This is a genomic window from Rhizobium giardinii bv. giardinii H152, from assembly GCF_000379605.1.
GTDB classification, from domain to species: Bacteria; Pseudomonadota; Alphaproteobacteria; order Rhizobiales; family Rhizobiaceae; genus Pararhizobium; species Pararhizobium giardinii.
The window spans coordinates 371,105-391,136 of the sequence record NZ_KB902680.1 but is presented as its reverse complement, the minus strand read 5'-3'; the positions used below and the strand labels follow the sequence as shown (position 1 = coordinate 391,136).

Annotated in this window: 19 protein-coding genes and 1 pseudogene; 9 read left to right on the top strand and 11 right to left on the bottom strand. The window is 61.7% G+C overall.

What is annotated here, in order from left to right:
• The first annotated feature begins 151 nt into the window (after nt 1–151).
• Nucleotides 152–3,646, top strand: coding sequence for a carbamoyl-phosphate synthase large subunit (gene carB, locus A3AY_RS0117675; RefSeq protein WP_018326998.1), 3,495 nt, complete (start codon nt 152–154; stop codon nt 3,644–3,646).
• Between the two features lie 43 nt (nt 3,647–3,689).
• Here carB and A3AY_RS0117670 read toward each other — a convergent pair whose 3' ends face one another.
• The 4 genes from A3AY_RS0117670 to A3AY_RS0117655 all read right to left on the bottom strand — a co-directional run bounded on the left by A3AY_RS0117670 (nt 3,690) and on the right by A3AY_RS0117655 (nt 6,913).
• A complete protein-coding gene (locus tag A3AY_RS0117670; RefSeq protein ID WP_018326997.1) occupies nt 3,690–5,144 on the bottom strand; it encodes an MFS transporter in 1,455 nt (484 codons plus the stop codon).
• Nucleotides 5,145–5,249: 105 nt separating this feature from the next.
• Entirely contained in the window at nt 5,250–6,230 is a 981-nt protein-coding gene (locus A3AY_RS0117665; RefSeq protein ID WP_018326996.1) for an SDR family oxidoreductase, read from the bottom strand.
• Between the two features lie 18 nt (nt 6,231–6,248).
• Complete coding sequence (locus A3AY_RS0117660) at nt 6,249–6,602, bottom strand: hypothetical protein (protein WP_018326995.1); 354 nt, start codon at nt 6,600–6,602, stop codon at nt 6,249–6,251.
• A 14-nt stretch (nt 6,603–6,616) separates the two neighbouring features.
• Nucleotides 6,617–6,913, bottom strand: a complete 297-nt coding sequence (locus tag A3AY_RS0117655) for a hypothetical protein (protein ID WP_154663302.1) — start codon at nt 6,911–6,913, stop codon at nt 6,617–6,619.
• Between the two features lie 248 nt (nt 6,914–7,161).
• Here A3AY_RS0117655 and greA point away from each other — a divergent pair, with 248 nt between their 5' ends.
• Nucleotides 7,162–7,638, top strand: coding sequence for a transcription elongation factor GreA (greA, locus tag A3AY_RS0117650; RefSeq protein ID WP_018326993.1), 477 nt, complete (start codon nt 7,162–7,164; stop codon nt 7,636–7,638).
• A gap of 83 nt (nt 7,639–7,721) precedes the next feature.
• Complete coding sequence (locus tag A3AY_RS0117645; RefSeq protein ID WP_018326992.1) at nt 7,722–8,792, top strand: glycosyltransferase family 4 protein; 1,071 nt, start codon at nt 7,722–7,724, stop codon at nt 8,790–8,792.
• Nucleotides 8,793–8,982: 190 nt separating this feature from the next.
• Here A3AY_RS0117645 and A3AY_RS0117640 read toward each other — a convergent pair whose 3' ends face one another.
• The 6 genes from A3AY_RS0117640 to A3AY_RS35440 are packed head-to-tail and all read right to left on the bottom strand — an operon-like array spanning nt 8,983 to nt 13,581.
• Nucleotides 8,983–10,005, bottom strand: coding sequence for a glycosyltransferase (locus A3AY_RS0117640; protein WP_018326991.1), 1,023 nt, complete (start codon nt 10,003–10,005; stop codon nt 8,983–8,985).
• Between the two features lie 7 nt (nt 10,006–10,012).
• On the bottom strand, nt 10,013–10,837 hold the full coding sequence (locus A3AY_RS0117635) for a glycosyltransferase family 2 protein (RefSeq protein ID WP_018326990.1): 825 nt from the start codon (nt 10,835–10,837) through the stop codon (nt 10,013–10,015).
• A 13-nt stretch (nt 10,838–10,850) separates the two neighbouring features.
• Nucleotides 10,851–11,552, bottom strand: coding sequence for an FkbM family methyltransferase (locus tag A3AY_RS0117630; protein ID WP_018326989.1), 702 nt, complete (start codon nt 11,550–11,552; stop codon nt 10,851–10,853).
• 42 nt (nt 11,553–11,594) lie between these two features.
• Complete coding sequence (locus A3AY_RS0117625) at nt 11,595–12,065, bottom strand: Lrp/AsnC family transcriptional regulator (protein WP_018326988.1); 471 nt, start codon at nt 12,063–12,065, stop codon at nt 11,595–11,597.
• A 53-nt stretch (nt 12,066–12,118) separates the two neighbouring features.
• The gene (locus A3AY_RS0117620; RefSeq protein ID WP_338053444.1) at nt 12,119–12,652 is read right to left on the bottom strand and encodes an acyltransferase; all 534 of its coding nucleotides are present in this window, start codon (nt 12,650–12,652) and stop codon (nt 12,119–12,121) included.
• Between the two features lie 5 nt (nt 12,653–12,657).
• Nucleotides 12,658–13,581, bottom strand: a complete 924-nt coding sequence (locus A3AY_RS35440; protein WP_051108365.1) for a glycosyltransferase family 2 protein — start codon at nt 13,579–13,581, stop codon at nt 12,658–12,660.
• Nucleotides 13,582–13,976: 395 nt separating this feature from the next.
• Here A3AY_RS35440 and trxB point away from each other — a divergent pair, with 395 nt between their 5' ends.
• The 5 genes from trxB (at nt 13,977) to A3AY_RS0117590 (ending at nt 18,760) form a co-directional block, all read left to right on the top strand.
• Entirely contained in the window at nt 13,977–14,951 is a 975-nt protein-coding gene (gene trxB, locus A3AY_RS0117610; protein ID WP_018326985.1) for a thioredoxin-disulfide reductase, read from the top strand.
• A 113-nt stretch (nt 14,952–15,064) separates the two neighbouring features.
• Complete coding sequence (locus tag A3AY_RS0117605) at nt 15,065–15,961, top strand: LysR family transcriptional regulator VtlR (protein WP_026203557.1); 897 nt, start codon at nt 15,065–15,067, stop codon at nt 15,959–15,961.
• Between the two features lie 633 nt (nt 15,962–16,594).
• The gene (locus A3AY_RS0117600) at nt 16,595–16,888 is read left to right on the top strand and encodes an ArsR/SmtB family transcription factor (RefSeq protein ID WP_018326983.1); all 294 of its coding nucleotides are present in this window, start codon (nt 16,595–16,597) and stop codon (nt 16,886–16,888) included.
• 63 nt (nt 16,889–16,951) lie between these two features.
• Entirely contained in the window at nt 16,952–18,076 is a 1,125-nt protein-coding gene (locus A3AY_RS0117595) for an alkene reductase (protein WP_018326982.1), read from the top strand.
• Nucleotides 18,077–18,256: 180 nt separating this feature from the next.
• Nucleotides 18,257–18,760, top strand: a complete 504-nt coding sequence (locus A3AY_RS0117590; RefSeq protein WP_018326981.1) for a GNAT family N-acetyltransferase — start codon at nt 18,257–18,259, stop codon at nt 18,758–18,760.
• Nucleotides 18,761–18,927: 167 nt separating this feature from the next.
• On the opposite strand, the pseudogene A3AY_RS41495 reads toward A3AY_RS0117590, so the two are convergent.
• Nucleotides 18,928–18,999 (bottom strand): annotated as a pseudogene (locus A3AY_RS41495) (propionyl-coenzyme A carboxylase alpha polypeptide); the annotation flags it as partial.
• A 127-nt stretch (nt 19,000–19,126) separates the two neighbouring features.
• Here A3AY_RS41495 and A3AY_RS0117585 point away from each other — a divergent pair.
• On the top strand, nt 19,127–20,008 hold the full coding sequence (locus A3AY_RS0117585) for a lytic transglycosylase domain-containing protein (protein ID WP_018326980.1): 882 nt from the start codon (nt 19,127–19,129) through the stop codon (nt 20,006–20,008).
• Nucleotides 20,009–20,032: the final 24 nt, after the last annotated feature.

Here is a 20,032-nt window from a genome sequence, read left to right as displayed (position 1 = left end):
TCCTGTCCATTCTCGCATTTTCGGGGTTCCGCTTGCCCGCACATTTCCCTATAAGCCGCTTCTAGCCTGAAAAGACCAAGCATGCGCGCCCCGGCCGGTGATCTCCCACCCTGGCCGGTTTTTCGCGCAAGCTGAAAAGCGGATAGAGACCATGCCAAAGCGCCAAGACATCAAATCGATCCTCATCATCGGCGCGGGTCCGATCGTCATCGGGCAGGCATGCGAATTCGACTATTCCGGAACGCAGGCGTGCAAGGCGCTGAAGGAAGAAGGTTACCGGGTGATCCTGGTCAACTCCAACCCGGCGACGATCATGACCGATCCGAACCTGGCCGATGCTACCTATGTCGAGCCGATCACGCCGGAGGTGGTCGCCAAGATCATCGCCAAGGAGCGGCCAGATGCGCTCCTGCCGACCATGGGCGGCCAGACGGCGCTGAACACCGCCCTCTCCTTGAAGCGAATGGGCGTTCTCGACCGCTACAATGTCGAGATGATCGGCGCCAAGCCGGCGGCGATCGACATGGCCGAGGACCGGGCGCTGTTTCGCGAGGCGATGCAGCGCATCGGGCTCGAGACGCCGAAATCGATGCTCGCCAACGCCACCGATATCAAGGATCACGACCGCAAGGTTCATGAGGCCGAACGCGCCAGGGTCAAGGCGCAGCTGACCGGCGCCGAACTCGACAAGGCGCTGGACGAGCTGGAGAACCAGTGGAACCTCGGCGAGACCGACCGCAAGCAGCGCTACATGAGCCATGCCATGGCGGTGGCCGCGCAGGCGCTCGACGAGATCGGCCTGCCGACGATCATCCGCCCCTCCTTCACCATGGGCGGCACCGGCGGCGGCATCGCCTATAACCGCTCGGAATTCTTCGAGATCGTCAATTCCGGCCTCGATGCCTCGCCGACAACCGAGGTGCTGATCGAGGAATCGGTGCTCGGCTGGAAGGAATACGAGATGGAAGTGGTCCGCGACACTGCGGACAACTGCATCATCATCTGCTCGATCGAGAACATCGATCCGATGGGCGTGCATACCGGCGATTCGATCACCGTCGCCCCGGCGCTGACGCTGACCGACAAAGAATACCAGATCATGCGCAACGCCTCGATCGCGGTGCTGCGCGAGATCGGCGTCGAGACCGGCGGCTCGAACGTGCAGTTCGCCGTCAACCCCGAGAACGGCCGCCTCGTCGTCATCGAGATGAACCCGCGCGTGTCGCGCTCGTCGGCGCTTGCCTCAAAGGCGACCGGCTTCCCGATCGCCAAGGTCGCCGCCAAGCTGGCCGTCGGCTATACGCTCGACGAACTCGACAACGACATCACCGGCGGCGCGACGCCCGCTTCGTTCGAGCCATCGATCGACTACGTCGTCACCAAGATCCCCCGTTTTGCCTTCGAGAAATTCCCGGGCGCCGGCACGACGCTGACGACGGCGATGAAATCGGTCGGCGAGGTCATGGCGATCGGCCGCACCTTTGCCGAATCGCTGCAGAAGGCGCTGCGTGGCCTGGAGACCGGACTGACCGGCCTCGACGAAATCGAGATCCCCGGCCTCGAAGAGGGCAATGGCGACAACCACAACGCCATCCGGGCTGCGATCGGCACGCCAACGCCGGACCGGCTGCGCATGGTCGCCCAGGCGCTGCGCCTGGGCATGAGCGAAGCCGACGTGCATGACGGATCCAAGATCGATCCGTGGTTCATCGCCCAGTTCAAGGCGATCATCGACATGGAAGCGCGGGTGCGCGAGCACGGCCTGCCGGAAGACGCCGAAAACCTGCGCATGCTGAAGGCCATGGGCTTTTCCGACGCGCGGCTGGCGACGCTGTCGGCCAAGCGGCCGAAGGAAGTTGCCGAACTTCGCAACAAGCTGAACGTGCGCCCGGTCTACAAGCGCATCGACACCTGCGCCGCCGAATTCGCCTCGCCGACGGCCTATATGTATTCGACCTACGAAACGCCCTTCAACGGTGCTGCCCGTTCCGAAGCGCAGATCTCCGATCGCAAGAAAGTCGTCATCCTCGGCGGCGGTCCGAACCGCATCGGCCAGGGCATCGAGTTCGACTATTGCTGCTGCCATGCCGCCTTCGCGCTGAAGGATGCCGGCTATGAAGCCATCATGGTCAACTGCAACCCCGAAACCGTCTCGACCGACTACGACACTTCCGACCGGCTCTATTTCGAGCCGCTGACGGCCGAAGACGTGATCGAGATCATGCGCGCCGAGCAGGAAAACGGAACCCTCGTCGGCGTCATCGTCCAGTTCGGCGGCCAGACGCCGCTGAAGCTCGCCGAAGCACTGGAAAAGAACGGCATCCCGATCCTCGGCACCGCGCCCGACATGATCGACCTGGCCGAAGACCGCGACCGTTTCCAGAAGCTCCTGCAGAAGCTTGACCTCAACCAGCCGAACAACGGCATCGCCTATTCGGTCGAGCAGGCCCGCCTGGTCGCCGCCGAGATCGGCTTCCCGCTCGTCGTGCGCCCCTCCTATGTGCTCGGCGGCCGGGCGATGCAGATCATCCATTCGGAATCGATGCTGCAGACCTACCTGCTCGACACCGTGCCGGAACTGGTGCCGGAAGACATCAAGCAGCGCTATCCGAACGACAAGACCGGCCAGATCAACACGCTGCTCGGCAAGAACCCGCTTTTGTTCGACAGCTACCTGACCAACGCGGTCGAGGTGGACGTCGATGCGCTTTCGGACGGCGAGACGGTTTTCGTCTCCGGCATCATGGAGCATATCGAGGAAGCCGGCATCCATTCGGGCGACAGTGCCTGCTCGCTGCCGGTCTATTCGCTGTCCGACGAGATCGTCGACGAACTCGAGCGCCAGACCAAGGCGATGGCGAAGGCCCTCAATGTCGGCGGCCTGATGAACGTGCAATACGCCATCAAGGACGGCACGATCTACGTTCTCGAAGTCAACCCGCGCGCCTCGCGCACCGTGCCGTTCGTGGCCAAGACGATCGGTGCGCCGATCGCCAAGATCGCCGCGCGCATCATGGCCGGCGAAAAGCTCGATGACGCGATCGCCGCCTATGGCAAGAAGCCGGACCCGCGCAACCTTAAGCATATCGCCGTCAAGGAAGCCGTCTTCCCGTTTGCCCGCTTCCCCGGCGTCGACATCCTGCTCGGTCCCGAAATGCGCTCGACCGGTGAAGTCATCGGTCTCGACACCGACTTCGCGCTGGCCTTCGCCAAGGCCCAGCTCGGCGCCGGCGTCGACCTGCCGCGCGAGGGCACCGTGTTCGTCTCCGTGCGCGACGAAGACAAGGAACGGGTCCTGCCCGCCATCCGCCACCTCACCGACATCGGCTTCAAGGTACTCGCAACCGGCGGCACCGCCCGCTTCCTCGCGGAAAAGGGCATTTTCGCGACCAAGATCAACAAGGTCCAGGAAGGCCGTCCGCATATCGAGGACGCCATCCGCAACCGCCAGGTTCACCTCGTGATCAACACGACGGACGGCAACAAGGCGATCTCGGATTCGAAGTCGCTGCGCCGCGCGACGCTGATGCAGAAGGTGCCCTACTACACCACCATGGCCGGCGCCGAAGCCGCCGCCCGTGCGATCAAGGCGCTGAAGGCCGGAAGCCTCGAAGTCAGGACGCTGCAGAGCTATTTCCAGGATTGAGTGTTTGAGCGGCGCCTGCGGGCGCCGCCTCCCTATCCGCCTTTCAGAACTTGGCTTGCCTGCGCGCAAGCGCTCCCGTCCTCAGTCCGAAGCAGACCGAAGCCGCCGCAATCAGGCATCCGGTGGCGAATACCACAAGCATCGCATGGCGGAGGGTCTCCGTGGACACGCCTTCGCCAAAACCCGTGACATTGGCGATTAGACCGAAAAACGCCGCGCCGATGGCGTAGCCAGCCGATTGCAGCGTCGGCAGCATCGCTGAGGTTCTGTCGCGCTCGGCGTTCGAGGACACGTCCATCATCAACTGACTGAGCGTGCCCCATGACACGCCGAACCCCGCGCCGATCATCACCTGTCCCGCAAGGACCAGCCAGAGCGTTCCCGACCCGATCGCAGCCATGACCGCTGCCAGACCTGCGAGAAGCAGCACCGGCCCAGCCGGCATCATCCGATTGCGCAGGGTAAGCGACCCCAGGCTGGCGACGGCGATGGCGGTGAGGCTCCATGAGATTGCCATGACGGCGCTCAAAGCACCGGCCGCCGTCGGTCCGAGTTGCCACAGGCGCTGCAGGCTGTAGACGAGGAAGACCGACCCGGCAGCCTGGGCAAGCGGCATCAGCAGGATGACCCACAGGCCCGTTCCAATCGCCTTGCGGGCGGTGAACGCCGCCTCCGGCAGCACGGGGTTCGCCGAGCGGTGGTCGAGATGGACGACGGCCGTGAGCACCACTGTGGCACCGGCCAGCAGCAAAGCCATCGGCGCGGTATCGCCAACCGCGCCGGAAAGCGAGATCATCAGGATGCCGAAGCCGGCCGCGACCAGCCTGGCGAACGGGATGGACGGTGCCTTCTGCAGAACTGCGACACCGCGCGGAACGATGAACAGCACCAGCAGGATGAAGATGGCAGCCACCGGAATGCTGACGAAAAAGGCGGCGCGCCAGGAAAAATGTTCCGTCAGGCCACCGGCGACCAGCGGTCCCGAAAACGCGGCCAGCGCCCAGACGATCGCCTCGGCGCCGAACACTTTCGGCACCAGCCGCGATGGAAAGAGCTCGGGGATGAGCGCATAGCAGAGTGCTGCGACAACGCCCTCGCCCGCCCCCTGCAGGAGGCGCCCGGCAAGGACCTGGATCATGTCGGCGGCCAAGGTCGCGGTCACGGTGCCGATGATGAAGATGGTCGCGGACGCCAGAAGCGTGTTTCGCGCTCCGAACCGCTGTTTCAGATTGGCGGCCACCATGCCGCCAACGATGGCGAAGACGAGGTAGAGGGTGAAGGCCCAGGATAGAAGCGCGGCGCCACCGAGATCGTCGACCGCCGTCGGCAGCGCCGTCGAAATGAAGAATTCGTTGAAGGCGAAGAGGGCCACGCCGAGGCAAAGCGTGATCGTCGACACCAGATAGCGCGGCCGCATTAGGTCGGCCCATCCGGCGGATAGTTCATTGGGCGGAGCAGCCATTTGCTCTTCGCTGTAAGGGATATTGTCAGTCGTCATGCTTCTTCTCCACTGAGGAAGCACGACTGTTACAACCTCAAGTGCAGTTGAGGTAAAGCCCTATTTTGCAGGCGTCGGCAGTTTTCTCCGCTTGCAGACGGCCGATCAATATCCGCCGATAATCGGCAATATCTCGCCGGTGATGTAGCTCGAGCATTGCGGCGAGGCGAGGAAGACGTAGGCCGGGGCGATTTCTTCGGGTTGGGCCGGGCGTTTCATCGGGGTCTGCGAGCCAAATTGGGAAACGTCTTCCGCCTGCTTGTCCGACGGGTTGAGCGGCGTCCAGACCGGGCCGGGAGCAACCGCGTTGACGCGAATGCCCTTAGAGACCAGTTGGCCGGCGAGCGCTCGCGTAAAGGCGTGGATGCCGCCCTTGGTCATCGAATAGTCCAGCAGTGCCTCGCTGCCCTCGATGCCGGTGATCGAGCCCGTGTTGATGATGGCGCTTCCTTCCTTCATGTGCGGCACGGCCGCCTGCGCCATGAAGAAATAGCCATAGAGATTGGTCTTTAGCGTTTCGTCGAAATGTTCTTCCGTCAGGTCGAGCACATCGGCGGTATGGACCTGGAAGGCGGCATTGTTGACCAGCACGTCGAGCCTTCCGAACGCCTCCACCACCGCTGCCACGGCCTTATGGCAGAAGATCCGGTCCTTGACGTCGCCGGGAATGGCCATGGCCCTGCGTCCCTCCGCCTCGATCGCCTTCACGGTGTCTTCGGCATCCCGGCCTTCTGCGAGATGCAGGATTGCCACGTCGGCGCCTTCGCGCGCAAAGAGTACAGCGACCGCGCGGCCGATGCCGCTGTCGCCACCGGTAATCATTGCCACCTTGCCTTCGAGTTTGCCGGAGCCCTTATAGAACGGCGCGTCGTAGAGGGGAGCGGGATCAAGCCTGTATTCGGCGCCGGGCTTCGGCTGATGCTGTTTGGGAAACGGCGGCACCGGATAGAGCCGCGCGCCCGCCTGCATCGCCTTCGGTTTTGACGATTTCCGCCCCTTGTCCTTGGTATCGGCCTTCGCGACCTGTTGTTGAATATCGCGCTGCTTTTCCGCCGTGCGGGCAGCCTGGCTTGCCGGTGCGGCCATGGTCTTACTCCTTCTGTCTCACGAAACCTGTGTCGGCTTGATCGTGCCGACGGAAACGACACCATCGACCACGCCGCGCGGCCCATCTGCCGCAAGCCCCTGCGGCTCGGGCATCTCGATCACAGTATAGAGCCGCTCGTTGCGGAATGCGCTGGCATCGCGGGTGGAATTGCCTTCGGCCGGCGCTGCATCGATCTCGGTAAAATCGAGTTCGGCTTGCGCGGCGACGACGCGGGCGTCGGCGGGCGAAAAGGCACGAACGACGACCTCACCCTGATAGTCTGCGTTGCCCCAGTTTGGATCACTGGCGGCTGCGACGGGAACCAGCCGATAAAACTTCAATCGGTGTTTGGGAAGGATACCGTTCTGCATGTTGTGTCCTCATTTCAAGGCACGACGTCCTTGCGCCGCTGCGCCTCGCTTTCCGCAGCCGTCACCCGCGACAGTGCCGCCTTGACGATCGATTGCATCTCGTCGTCGGCGATATGCTGCATCGCGAAACCATCGTCGGGCTCGATACCCGGGTCCTCCTCGTGATCGGACAGGGTTTCGCTGTCGCGGCCGAGGCGCTCCAGGAACGCCCGGCCCTCGGCGCTTTCGGCGATAAAAGCGGTGAGCGCGATGAAGAGCTTGCGATGGGCGTTGAGCCTGCCTTCCAGGTGTTCCGGTGATGGGTTCGGCATGAGTTGATCCTCGTCTTGCAGGACCAACGATCATGCATCGAGATTGTTCCAATTGCGTCGTTTCAACGCCGGATGCGCTTTTGCGCATTTGGACCTGCTGCGAATAATCTGGCTTTTGCACGCCGCTTTCTGCTATAAGCGTCGTTCAAATGTTTCGGACGGTTCCGGAGTTAACGCTCCGGCGACCGTTTTCTTTTGCGCCGAACCCGCCTTTCAAGGGCTCGGTGCGGACTATGAAGGACAGTGAAATGGTCGATAAAGTGCCGATGACTCAGAGCGGATTCGTCAAGCTGCAGGAAGAACTGCGTTGGCGTCAGCAGGAAGAGCGCCCGCGGATCATCGAAGCCATTTCCGAAGCGCGCGCCCATGGCGACCTTTCGGAAAATGCGGAATACCATGCGGCCAAGGAAGCCCAGAGCCACAACGAAGGCCGCATCGGCGAGCTCGAGGATTTCGTGGCCCGCGCCGAGGTGATCGATCTGTCGAAAATGTCGGGCTCGAAGATCAAGTTCGGCGCGACCGTGAAGCTCATCGACGAGGACACCGAAGAGAACAAGACCTACCAGATCGTCGGCGACCAGGAAGCCGACGTGAAGCAGGGCCGCATCTCGATCTCCTCGCCGATCGCCCGCGCGCTGATCGGCAAGGAAGTCGGCGATTCGATCGAGGTCGTCGCGCCCGGCGGCTCGAAGGCCTACGAAATCCTCGCGATCAACTGGGGCTGATCCCCGGCATATTGCACTGAAAGCCCGGACGGCGCGTAAAGCTGCCGCCGGGCTTTTTCTGTTACGAACAAGGGTACGCCAGCGTGGAAGACATCAGCGACGTCGAGGTCATCGCGCCGAACTTCAAGCGCCGCCTTTCCGGCGTCACCTCCACCATCATCCAGCTCGTTCCGGTGCAGCGCGCGCTCGGCCAGAAGGTCGCGACGCTGGGCCCGGGCCTGCCGACGGGTTTGCCGCGCATCGGTTATTGCGCGTTGCTTCGGCTGTGGGGACGCCCGAAGGGCCGGTCGCTGCGGGTCTGGCATGCCAGGCGCAACGTCGAGATGCTGCCGGCGATCGTGCTGCGCGATGTCCTGCGGATGAAGCTCAAGGTCGTCTTCACCTCGGCTTCCCAGCGCAAGCATTCGGGCTGGACCAAATTCCTGATCAAGCGCATGGACGCGGTGATCGCCACCAGCAACCGGACCGCCGCCTATCTCGACGTGCCGAGCACGACCATCATGCACGGGATCGACACGCAGCGTTTTTTCCCCGCGCCTGACAAGGCCGCGGCCAAGGCGGCGCTCGGGCTCCCGGCCGACAGGAAGATTGCCGGCTGTTTCGGCCGGGTGCGCCATCAGAAGGGCACGGATCTCTTCGTCGACAGCATGATCGGCCTGCTGCCGCAACGGCCCGACTGGATCGCCATTGTCGCCGGTCGCGCCACGGCGGCGCATGTCTCCTTCGAAAACGAGCTGAAGGAAAAGGTCAACCGGGCCGGTCTTTCCGATCGCATCCTGTTCGTCGGCGAGCATACCAACATTCCGGACTGGTATCGGGCACTCGACCTGTTCGTCGCGCCGCAGCGCTGGGAAGGTTTCGGGCTGACGCCGCTCGAGGCGATGGCAACGCAGGTGCCGGTGGTGGCGACCGATGTCGGCGCCTTCCCGGAATTGCTGGTGACGGGGCAGGATGAAACCGGCATCCTGATACCGGCGAACGAACTGGCAGCTATGGCTGACGCCGCGGCTCGCTTCATGGACGACGCGGAGCGCGCAGGACGCGCGGGCGAACGCGGGCTCGCCCGCGCGACCGCAACGTTCAGTATCCAGGGGGAAGCATCGAGGATTGGTGCGATCTACGAGAAGCTTCTGTCTGGTACGGTTTCCGGTTGAGCGTCTCAAACACGCTGCTGCTGCAGCCCCTCATCCGCCCTGCCGGGCACCTTCTCCCCGTTTTGACGGGGAGAAGGGACATGCGGCGAACGCTGAGCAAATCCGCTGTCCCCGTCAAAAGGGGAGCGCGTCAGGGTGAGGGGCACTGGCTCCAGCAAAACGCGGCCATTCGACCAAAGACTACGAAATTTCAAGGCTTACGCCTGAACAGTTCGATATAGGCGTTGGCGACCGCCTCCTCGGAAAACTGACCCATCAGGGTCTCGTGGCCGCCGAAGGCGACGTGATCGGCAAGCTGCCTGTCGTTGATCAACCGCTCGATCGCCCTCGTGAAACCATCGGTATCGCCGATATCGACGAGCAGGCCGTTTTCGCCGTCCCGCATGAACCAGGTCGGCCCCTCGGAACGGCTGGAGACGACCGGCTTCTGCTGTGCCCAGGCCTCGAGAATGACGTTGCCGAGGGGCTCGTGGCTCGACGGCATGACGAAGATGTCGGCTGCGGCCACGTAAGGACGCGTATCCTTCTGCCATCCGAGGAACCGCACACGGTCGGCGACGCCGAGATCGGCCGCGAGCTTGCGGACGTTCCCCATCTCCTCGCCGTCGCCGGCAAGCCAGAGATAGACGCCCGGCAGCTTTGCCACCGCTTCCGTCAGCAGCGCAAAGCCCTTGCGCGGCACGAAGCGGCCCATCGACATGACGACGGGCGCATCTTCCGGCGTGTCGACGCTTTTGCGGTCGATCGGCGTGACGCGCTCGGTATTGGTGAAATTGGATATCACCTCGACGCCGCGCTTCCAGCCGATCCTGCGCACATGTTCGCCGATCCCCGGCGTGTTGCAGACGAGCACGTCTGTGTTCTTGAAATAGCTGAGATTGGTCGGGTAGTCGCCGAGCCGCGAAATCTTGATGCAGCCCTTGTAGTTCGGCATCAGCCGGCTTGCCCGGGTTGCCCAGGAAAACAGTGCATCCGGCCGTTCGCGGCGCGCCAGGTGCTTGACCTTCAATGGCAGCAGGATGCGATCCGGCGACAGGTTGCGGAAATTGCTTTCGATCAGCCGGGCATGCGGCTCGATGTCCTTGCGCCACAGGCGGTTCGGACGGATGACGGCGGTCTGCTCGACGCCGCGCCGGGCAAGCGCATTGACGAGGTGGACGAAGAAGCGCTCGGCGCCGCCGTCCTTGCCGAAGTGATAGTGCATAACCTTCATGCAGTCCTCATTTGCCACGCCGCGCGCGCTCCATGTCGTCGAAATTCGGCCTGCGCTTGAGCGCATGCCGCTGATAGATCTTTGCCGCTGTCAGAAAGGCATAGACGCCGCCGGTTGCCGCCTCGATAAAGCCCGGAAGGCCGCAGCGCCAGAGGCCGTTGCGGAAATAGAGCCGCAGGAAATAGAGCGGCGGGCTGAAGATCACCTTGTAGGGGCGCGGCGGCTTGCCGGCCGCAAACTGCTGGTCCGCCTTCAGCGTCGAATATTTGTTTTCCTTGAGGATCTGCTCGTCGATAACAAGCGGCCGGTAATGCAAGAGGCTTCCCGTCGCCGCCGCCTCGACCTTACCGTCCGGAACGATGCCCTCATGCACCTTCTGCGCAAGGTCGTAAGCGCCCCTGCCCTTGCGGATCAGCCTGAGGTTCTTGCGTTCGCGCACCTTTTCCGGCGTATAGCCGTAGCCGATCAGATAGGGCCGGCGGGCGACGCGCCAGCCGACGGTCTCAGCCGGCGCCGCAATCAGTGACGGCAGCAGCGCCTGCAAGGGTTCGTCCAGCCGCTCGTCGGCATCGATATTCAGGCACCAGGGCTCTCTGCACTGTTCCAGTGCGAACTGCTTCTGGCCGGCATAACCGCGCCAGGGTTCGAACAGGAAACGGATCGGCCAGCCCTTGTCGATATAGGACTGCACCAGCGCCGCCGTGCCATCCGTGGAGCCGGAATCGACGATGACGATTTCCGCGCAGGCTCCCAGGCTTTCGATGCAATTGCCGAGATAGGCTTCCTCGTTCAGGCAGATGATGTATGCGGAAACCGGAAGCTTCGGTAGCATTGAGGAGTGCCCTTCAGGCCACGCGGGCGAAATGGGAGGTCTTGCGGTTGTTGCTCACCATGACGTAACCGCGGCTCTTCAAGTTGGAAACCAGCGCCGCGATCGCATCCTCGCCGACAATGTGCGGGTGTAGTTCGACGATGATGTCGGCGACGTTTTTCAGGTCGACGGCGAGCAGCTGGATTTCGGCGCCCTCGACGTCCATGATCAATGCAGCAGGATCGTGCTTTGCAAGCACGTCGGAGAGCGCCTCGCTTTCGACCATGATCGGCTTATCGTCACGCTTGCGGTCGTAGAGGCTGGAGGAGATGATGTTGTCGCTCTTGAAGAAAGTGATGGGCGTCCCGTCGACAGTGACCGCGCGCATGGTCAGATTGGGCTTCATGCCGTTCAGCGCGAAATTCCGCCGGATCGTTTGCTCCAACTCCGGATTGGCCTCATAGCAGAAGACATTGCCTTCGCCGCAGATGCGGGCGGCAACCAGGCTGACGAAACCAATGCCGGTGCCGATTTCGAGCGTGCGCATGCCGGGTCGCAGAATCTTGCCGATCAGGTCGCGTTCGGTGTCTTCGTAGATTTCGCGAAAGATCAGTTCCCGAACGTTTTCAGGAATATGGCCGGCGGTCGTGTCGATCGCAATGCCGCCCAGCCGGACAGTAGGGACGTTGAACATGTACCGGAAGCTCTTGCGCAGCGATCGCAGCAGTCTTTTCAAAACACCTGATCCTATCGTGATAAACGGAGACGCGGAAGCGACCTAGATCTCTATCAGAGCAACATCCTTGACCTGCCGGATAGTCAGCATCGTGCGCACGGTATCCACGTTCTCCGTGGCCGTGAGTTCCTCAATAACGAAATCCTGAAACGCTGCAAGGTTTTCGGCCACGCACTGCAGGAGAAAGTCGGATTCGCCCGAGACCATCCAGGCTTCGCGCACCAGCGGCCAATTGGCCGTCTGCTTGGCAAAGGCCTTGAGATTGGCATCCGACTGGTGCTTGAGGCCCACCATGCAGAAGGCAACCAGGTCATAGCCGAGCGCCGGTGCGTTGAGCAGCGCCCGATAGCCGCGGATGATGCCGGCCTCCTCCAGCTTGCGCACGCGCCTCAAACAGGGCGGCGCCGAGATACCCACCCGTTCGGCCAGCTCGACATTGGTCATCCGACCGTCATTCTGAAGCTCGCGCAGAATCTTCATATCGATTGCATCAAGGTCGACGCGCATCACCATGGTTGAGCTTCCCGTTTTTTCCTGTCGATCCCGCATGTTGCGGACCGTATTTGTTATTGCCCGCGATACTTCAAAAGCCGCGCCGGGCTGCCAACATAAATTCCGTAGGGTTCCGTCTTGCCTTTGACCACGGCATTTGCGCCGATGACGCAGCCTTTGGCGATATGCGAGCCGCCCAGGATCTTCGCGCCGGCGCCGATCCAGACATCGTCCTCGATCACGATGGGCTTGGCGACGACGCCCTGCATCGTGATGGCTTTGGAGACGTCGTCGTAACGATGGTCGAACGAGACTATGACGACGTGGGCGGCGATCCGTACGTCGTTGCCGATCCTGATCCCGCCGAGACCATAAAGGATGCTGTAGGGATTGATCGACACGTTCGAGCCGATCTCGATCGTGCCCTTCTGCGCGTCGATGAAACCGCCTCGATGAATCTTGAACCGATCGCCGATCACCACGCGCCCGCGGTAGGCGTCGATGAACGCGCCCTGCTTGATCCGGGCCTTGCGGCCGACGCGCAAATATCCCCGCAGCACAAGCCCGCGAAGGAGACAGTAATAATGCGAAAGCGATCCGATGCGCACGGCCGTCAATCCTCCGCGGGCCGGTCGGCAGACCAGACCGAGCGCATGAAGCCGTGCTCGATCAATTGTTCCGGCGAGGAATATTTCAGCGTGTCTTCATAGACGAAATCGAGCTCGCCGCTGGCCGCCACCGTGTCGAGAATGCGCTGATACTCCCGCGCGCCGCCGAAGTACTGCTTGTCCTCAACCGCCTGACGGGTTTTCTCGTGATAATCGGCAAAGAACTTGAAATGCAGGAGCACGCCGCAGATCGGCGAGAAATTGCGATCGAAAGGCAACGGCTGATGAATGCTGATCCCGAAACTGCACTCGTCGTCCCAATACATCAGCGGGTACTTCATCATCTCCGCTTCGGCCGCGAACTTGCGCCGCCGCGGCCCGCCCGCAAGGCTGAGGAAGCGCTTGGTCTTCTCGATGACGTAGCCGCTACCGTCGATGCAGTCGGCAATCTCCCAGGGCATGGCATCCGTCGAACCGTCGAAGGCAAACGCGCTCACCTCGCCCCCGGGATACATGTCGATCATCGGTGCTGCGAGCCGGCGCACGCCGAGACTTTCGAGATGGGCGATCAGTTGCGGCAGCGGTCTTTCGAAGCATCGGTCGTAGACGAGATATTCGTCCGCGTCGATATTCAGATACCAGCGGTTCTTGCCATAGCGGGTAAACAAGGCTTCGCGCCATAGCTTGCCGCGCCTTGCCTCGCGATAGCGCACGCCAGAGGTCCAGACGTCGACGTCCGGCTGCGCGCAAAGAAACGCGCGCGTGCCGTCTTCGGACTGATCGTCGACGCAGATGAAGCGCGTCACGCCAAGCCGGCGGTAATGCAATAGCAGCGACCGCATGAATTTGAGATCGTCATGCGCCAGGAAAAGCAGCGGAACATCCGCGCTCCGCAACGGCCGGAAGGTTGCCGGCGACAACTGCGACAATGGCACCGTTTCGGTCCTGCTCTTGCGGCGGGACGAAACGCGGCGGCTGTCGAGCCAGGTGCCGAACCGGTGAAAAAGCGTGCGGCCGTAATCGAAGTCGCCGGGATTGCGAAACGGGTATGGGGATTGCCGCTTGTTCACTGCCACTTCTGTCCGATCGGCGATTGTCACAAGTTTTGTCGGTAACACGTATTAGGATGAAAAAACGAGAGCGTCTTTGTGCGCCATGCACAAAAACCTCGCGAAACCGGGGCAATCGCGCAACACATCTGTGTGTATCAACGGGGTCGCCCTTGAAACAAGGCTGCTGGAATCCCTAGACTAGGGGACAATTTCTCATCATATGACGAAGCCGGACGATGTTATACCGTTCAGGCGATCGAAGGACCCGGCTCATGACTGCCCGACACACCAAAGTTCTCATCATCGGCTCCGGCCCGGCTGGCTACACCGCCGCCATCTATTCGGCGCGTGCCATGCTCAATCCGGTGCTGATCGCCGGGATGGAACAGGGCGGCCAGTTGATGATCACGACCGACGTCGAAAACTATCCGGGCTATGCCGATCCGGTCCAGGGTCCCTGGATGATGGAGCAGATGCTCAAGCAGGCCCAACATGTCGGCGCCGAGATCGTCAATGATCTCGTCACCAGCGTCGATCTCTCGGTGCGGCCGTTCAGGCTCACCACCGACAGCGGCACCGACTGGACGGCCGACGTGCTGATCATCGCCACCGGTGCCAAGGCCAAGTGGCTCGGCATCGAGAGCGAGGCGACCTTCCAGGGCTTCGGCGTCTCGGCTTGCGCCACCTGCGACGGCTTCTTCTACCGCAACAAGGACGTGATCGTCGTCGGCGGCGGCAATTCGGCCGTCGAGGAAGCGCTCTATCTGTCCAACCTTGCAAAGACCGTGACCGTCATCCACCGCCGCGACAGCTTCCGCTCGGAAAAGATCCTGCAGGAGCGGCTGTTCGCCAAGGAAAACATCAGGGTGATCTGGGATCACGAGGTGGTCGAATATCTCGGCACGCCGGCCAAGCCGCCGATGCCGGCATCTGTCAACGGCGTCAAGCTGCGCAATACCCGCACGGGCGAGCTAAGCGAGATGCCGATCGATGGCGTCTTCGTGGCGATCGGCCATGCGCCCGCGGTCGAACTTTTCAAGGACAAGCTGCGCCTGAAGCCGAACGGCTATCTCTGGACTGCCCCTGACTCAACGGCAACGGACGTGCCGGGTGTTTACGCGGCCGGCGACGTTACCGACGATGTCTATCGCCAGGCGATCACCGCGGCCGGAATGGGCTGCATGGCAGCACTCGAAGCGGAAAAATATCTGGCGGGCCATATGCCCGTCGCAATTGCGGCCGAATAGAAGCCGCGAACAATTGGAGCGGGAATCCCCGCTCCTGAGTGGGAACAGACAATCAGCTCTATGGTGGGAAACAACGAGGCCGTTTTCCGCCATAAGCGCCTATGGGGGGCTTCATGCCGCTAGACTGGGACAAACTGCGCATTTTCCATGCGGCGGCGGAAGCGGGATCCTTTACCCATGCGGCCGACAAGCTGCACCTCTCGCAATCGGCCATCAGCCGCCAGGTGAGTTCGCTCGAGCAGGACGTCGGCATTAAGCTGTTTCATCGCCATGCCCGTGGCCTGATCCTCACCGAACAGGGCGAGATTCTCTATCGCACCGCCCACGAAGTGCTGATGAAGCTCGAAAGCGTCAGGGTCCAGCTCACCGAGACCACCGACAAGCCGAGCGGCAAGCTGCGCATCACCACCACCGTCGGTCTCGGCCAGGGCTGGCTGACCGACAAGGTGCAGGAGTTCCTGTCGCTCTATCCTGAAATGCAGGTTCAGCTGATCCTCGACAACGAGGAGCTGGACGTCAACATGCGCCACGCCGACTGCGCCATCCGGCTGCGCCAGCCGCAGCAATCAGACCTGATCCAGCGCAAGCTCTTCACCGTACACATGCATCTTTATGCTGCGCCGTCCTACATCAACAAATACGGCGAGCCGCAGTCGGTTGAAGATCTGGACAACCATCGCATCATCACCTTCGGCGAGCCGGCGCCCAACTACCTGCTCGACGTCAACTGGCTGGAGATTGCCGGGCGCGATTCGGACAATCCCCGGCCCTCGCATCTGCAGATCAACAGCCAGACCTCGATCAAGCGCGCCTGCCTGCTCGGCATCGGCATCGCCATGATGCCCGACTACATCGTCGGACGCGATCCCGGCCTGATTCAACTGCCGATCGGTGCCGACATTCCGTCATTCGACACCTATTTCTGCTATCCGGACGAGATGAAGAACGCCGCCAAGCTGAAGGTCTTCCGCGATTTCATCGTCGCAAAGGCACGCAACTGGAGCTTCTGAGGTCGCCTTCGCAGTTGCACAAAAAATGTTCTCTATAGTTCTCCTAGACAAACTGCTGTTTTAACTGCTTTTTTCCCTGAACCTAAATCATCCGCCTCGAATAATCGATTTAAATCGCTTGAAAAGTGTGCAGAGCTGCGTCCGGCACATGGCTGTCATGCAGATTAAATGATTGCGGTTCGCCCAAAAAACCATCATACCGACTGCAGCTGATGCATTTTGGTGGCTTTTTTCCTCCCAGTGCCACCGCAGCAGCTGTTCCCCTCTGGAGGTTAATTACCTTCATAACTATAAAGGGCCCAAGTTTTCTTGTGGCCCTCTTTTTTTGCCCTGAATTCAAGCACATCCTTGCGGTTGCAATTTTTCCTGGCACTCAGCATTGAAATCTTCGCGCCGCTTTCCCATATCGGTTTTAGCTGATGCAGATGGTGGTCTTTTTCCTCCCAGTGCCACCGCAGCAGCTGTTCCCCTCTGGAGGTTTATACCTTCACACCTAAAGGGCCCGGCTTTTCCCGTGGCCCTTTTTTTTTGCCCAGATCCCTACGGCGGTCCTTCAAGAAGTTGTGACTTGAATATCGGTAATTCACGATCTATGTATCGATATATCGAGTTTTATCGATACATAGGCGACAGATGGACAAAGACGAAATCCTCAAGGCGTTGGCACACCCCAAACGCATCGAGATGCTGGGCTGGATGAAAGAACCGGACGCGCATTTTTCCAGCCAGCATCACCCCTTCGAGATGGGCATCTGCGCCAGTCAGTTCGAGCGCTGCGGCCTGTCGCAATCGACCGTCTCCAGCCATCTTTCGATCCTGCAGCGTGCAGGCCTCGTGACCACGCAACGCGTCGGCCAATGGATTTTCTACAAACGCAACGAGGAGACAATCCGGGCGTTCCTGAAAGACATCGGCGACACGCTCTGACGGGAAACCGGCCCGCCAACCTCTATCCTCCCTCCCCCCGCAACGAACCAAAAAGGACTTCCCATGGCTTCCCTCTTTGACCCCATCAAGATCGGCGATATCGAGCTTGCCAACCGCGTCGTCATGGCGCCACTGACCCGCAACCGCTCGCCGGGCGCCGTGCCCAACGCGCTGAACGTGACCTATTACGAGCAGCGCGCCACCGCCGGCCTCCTGATCACCGAGGCGACCGCGATCACCCACCAGGGCCAGGGCTATGCCGATGTTCCCGGCCTCTACACAAAGGAAGCGCTGAATGGCTGGAAGCAAGTGACCACAGCCGTGCACAAGGCCGGTGGCAAGATCGTGGTGCAGATGTGGCATGTCGGCCGGATTTCGCACACCTCGCTGCAGCCGAACGGCGGCAAGCCGGTGTCGGCTTCGGCCATCCAGGCAAAGTCGAAGACCTATCTGGTCAATGAAGACGGCACTGGCACCTTCGCCGAGACCTCCGAGCCCCGCGCGCTCGAACTCTCCGAAATTCCGGGCATCCTCGAGGATTACCGCAAGGCCGCGCGGGCAGCGATCGACGCCGGATTCGACGGCGTCGAGATCCATTCCGCCAACGGCTACCTGATCGATCAGTTCCTGCGCTCCGGCTCGAACGTCCGCACCGACGAATATGGCGGGCCGATCGAAAACCGTGCCCGCTTCCTGTTGGAGGTCGTCGATGCGATCACCAGGGAAATCGGCGAAGGCCGCACCGGCATACGCATTTCGCCAGTGACGCCTGCCAATGACTCCTCCGATCCCGACGCGCAGGCCCTATTCACCCACGTCGTCGAAGGGCTGGCCAAGTACAAGCTCGCCTATATACACGTCGTCGAGGGTGCGACCGGCGGCCCGCGCGACTTCCAGCAGGGCGAAAAGCCGTTCGACTACAAGGCGCTTCGCGAGGCCTATGAACAGGCCGGCGGCAAGGCCGCATGGATGACCAACAACGGTTACGACCGCGAACTTGCCATCGAGGCCGTGGAACAGGGCAAGACCGACCTCGTCGCCTTCGGCAAGCCGTTCATCGCCAATCCGGACCTCGTGCAGCGCCTCAAGGACAACGCACCACTCAACACGCCGGACCAGGCGACCTTCTACGGTGGCGGCGCCAAGGGTTATACCGACTATCCGGTGCTGGAAAAGCAGGTCGCCTAACAATTCTAAAAATCTGGATCCCGCCCTTCATTGGGCGGGATTTTTATGAGCGGGAACCTGAAGCCCCTGAGGCGGAATTTGCGCGCCATGCCTGAGCGCCCCGCAATTCGGCATGATTTATCGGGCTGTACAACATCCGCGTCCCAGCCTAGAGCATCGGCAAACTGCCGGAGAGATTTGATGCACCTGCGCGACGCCGAAGAGGCCGACCTGCCCGCAATTCGCGACATCTACAACGACGCCGTCGTCAACACGACGGCGATCTGGAACGACACGCAGGTGGACCTCGAAAATCGTGCGACGTGGCTCGCCGAGCGCCGGCGCCTCAGCTATCCGGTGCTGGTGGCGGTCGCCGATGACGGCACGATCGCCGGCTATGCCTCCTTCGGCGACTGGCGGGCTTTCGACGGCTATCGCCATACCGTCGAGCATTCGGTCTACGTCGAGAAGAACCAGCGCGGCGGCGGCATCGGCAGGATGCTGATGCTGGCCCTGATCGAGCGAGCGGCGGCCCTCGGCAAACATGTGATGGTCGCTGGCATCGAGGCGAACAACGAAGCCTCGATCCGGCTGCACGAGAAACTCGGCTTCGAGATCACCGGGCAGATGAAGGAGGTCGGCACTAAGTTCGGGCGCTGGCTGGATCTGACCTTCATGCAACTCATCCTGCCGGAGCACCGATAGTCGGTCTCCCGATTCCGCCGCATCGGTGCTATCAAGGACCGTCGAGATGTTTGGCGGATGGCTGAGCGGATGAGACGTGAAAGACTATGGCATCATCGGGCGTGGTTCGCGGCACCTATAACAGCGCCGCGCGTCTTTCAGGCGCTAGCGTACTCGATGGTGGCTGTCTCACCCCCCTCTGCCCTGCCGGGCATCTCCCCCTCAAGGGGGGAGATTGGCTTGGGGCGGACCTCTTGCTCCCAATCTCCCCCCTTGAGGGGGAGATGTCACGAAGTGACAGAGGGGGGTATTTTCGATGCTGTCTTATACGGTGTTCAGAAGCGCAAAGGCCGCTGTAATGCTTTGATCCGGCGCATAATTTTAGCCTTGATAGCCATCACGTTCCTAAGCCCCATCACTGTCCACGCCCAATCGGAATGGCGTGCGCCGCCCTGCATCTATTCCGCCAGCACGACGCAGACGACGCTCTGCGTTCGCGCCCACAGCTACAGCCGCGACATCTGCACCGCCCTTGGCCATTTCGCCAAGACCAACGCGCTGCCGCCCGATTTCTTCGCACGACTGATCTGGAAGGAAAGCCTGTTCCGGCCGAACGCCGTCAGCCCCAAGGGGGCCGAGGGGATCGCGCAGTTCATCCCCTCGACGGCGAAGCTGCGCGGCCTTTCCAACAGCTTCGATGCGCTGGAAGCTTTGGGGAAATCGGCTGAATATCTCGATGACCTGCGTGACCGCTTTGGCAATCTCGGCCTTGCGGCCGCCGCCTACAATGCCGGTGAAGGCGGGGTGGAGGCATTTCTGCGCACCGGCAACCTACCTCAAGAGACACGCGCCTATGTGCTTGCCATCACCGCCCATCCGGTGGAGGAATGGAAGGACAATCCGCCGGAGACGCTCGATCTGCGGCTCGACCAGGACAAGCCGTTCTACGATGCCTGTACCGCCCTTGCCGACAAGCGACGCCTGAAGGACGTGGTGTTCGAGGAAGAGGGCAACTGGGCGCCCTGGGGCGCGCAACTCTCGGCGCATTTCCAGAAATCCGTTGCGCAGCGGCTGTTCCTCGCCACCATCAAGCGCATGCCCTCGCCGCTCAATGCGGAAAAACCGCTGATCCAGCGGGAGCGCAACCGCGCCTTCGGCAACAGGCTGCGCTACACCGCCCGCATCGGCCGCGAGACGAGGCGCGAGGCCGAGGCGGTCTGCGGCGAGATCCGCAAGGGCGGCGGCGCCTGCATCGTCTTCAAGAACTGAGGTATCCACGCACACCGCCGCCAT